Raw genomic sequence first — 1,262 nt, forward strand, 5'->3', positions numbered from 1 at the left:
TGCCCTCTTCGCCGCAGGCCTGCGCCCGCATGCACATCAAGGCTTATCCCTGCATCGAGCGTGGCGGCATCGTCTGGACCTACATGGGTCCGGCCGACAAGCAGCCGGCGCCGCCCGAGTTGGAGTGGTGCACGCTGCCAGCCGACCACGTGTTCGTTTCCAAGCGTCTGCAGTACTCTAACTACCTGCAAGCCATGGAGGGCGGTATTGACACTGCGCACGTTTCCTACGTGCACAGCTTCGAAGTGGATTCGGACCCGATGCATCAAGGCGTCAAGGCGCTCGACTACATCAAGGCCGACGGCAACGTGATGTTCGAGATCGAAAAGACACCGTTCGGTCTGAGTCTGTTCGGCCGCCGCAACGGCGAACCCGATTCCTACTACTGGCGCGTCACCCAGTGGCTGTTCCCTTGGTTCACCCTGATCGCCCCGTTCGGCGAGCACGCACTGGGCGGCCACGTGTGGGTCCCGATCGACGACCACAGCTGCTGGGCCTGGAGTATCAATTGGCAGCCCAGCCGGCCCCTGTCGGCCGCGGAGCGTTCGGCAATGGAGGCCGGCAAAGGTATCCATGTGGAGTACGAAGCGCCGGGTAGCTTCATCCCCAAGGCCAACCGCGACAACGATTACATGATGGACCGCGTGGCGCAGAAGGAAAAACGCTCCTACAGCGGCATCTTCGGCTTTGCTGCTCAGGACTACTCGCTGCAGGAAAGCATGGGGACGATCCAGAACCACGAGGCTGAGCAGCTGCTGCCGACCGACAAGGCAATCGTCATGGCGCGGCGCATGCTGCATGAGGCAGCGCTCGGCCTGGGAGAGGGCCAGGAGCCGCCGGCGCTGGATGCGAGCGAGCAGCGGGTACGCCCGGCCGGCGTGCTGCTGCCCAAGGACCAGGACCCGGTGGAATGGGCGCGGGAGAATCTGGCCGACAGCATCCACAAGCCGGTGTTCAGCCTCTGAGGGCAAACCGCATCCGACAACAACACAGGAGACATACATGACACATCTGAAGCGGATCGCGGCTGCGGCCGTGATCTCGGCCTGCACGTGCCTCGGTGCATGGGCCCAGGGCGGCGAGTGGGCGCCGAGCAAGCCGGTGCGCATCGTCGTGCCCATCACCGGCAGCACCAACGACGTGCTGGCGCGTCTGGTGGCCCCCAAGCTGCAGGAGGCCCTGGGCCAGCCGGTGGTGGTGGACAACAAACCCGGCGCGGGCGGCAACATCGGTGCCAGCGAGGTCGTCAGGTCCACACCAGA

2 protein-coding genes are annotated in these 1,262 nt (G+C 64.7%); both read left to right on the plus strand.

Translation table 11 applies throughout. The features are described 5' to 3' along the window. A partial coding sequence (locus tag CDE01S_RS17940; RefSeq protein ID WP_066710924.1) for an aromatic ring-hydroxylating oxygenase subunit alpha occupies positions 1-965 on the plus strand: 965 nt, incomplete at its 5' end. Between the two features lie 37 nt (positions 966-1,002). Beyond that, positions 1,003-1,262 (plus strand): Bug family tripartite tricarboxylate transporter substrate binding protein (locus CDE01S_RS17945; RefSeq protein WP_281179380.1); only part of this gene is annotated, 260 nt, incomplete at its 3' end.

This window comes from Curvibacter delicatus NBRC 14919, from assembly GCF_001592265.1.
Classification (GTDB): Bacteria; Pseudomonadota; Gammaproteobacteria; order Burkholderiales; family Burkholderiaceae_C; genus Hylemonella; species Hylemonella delicata.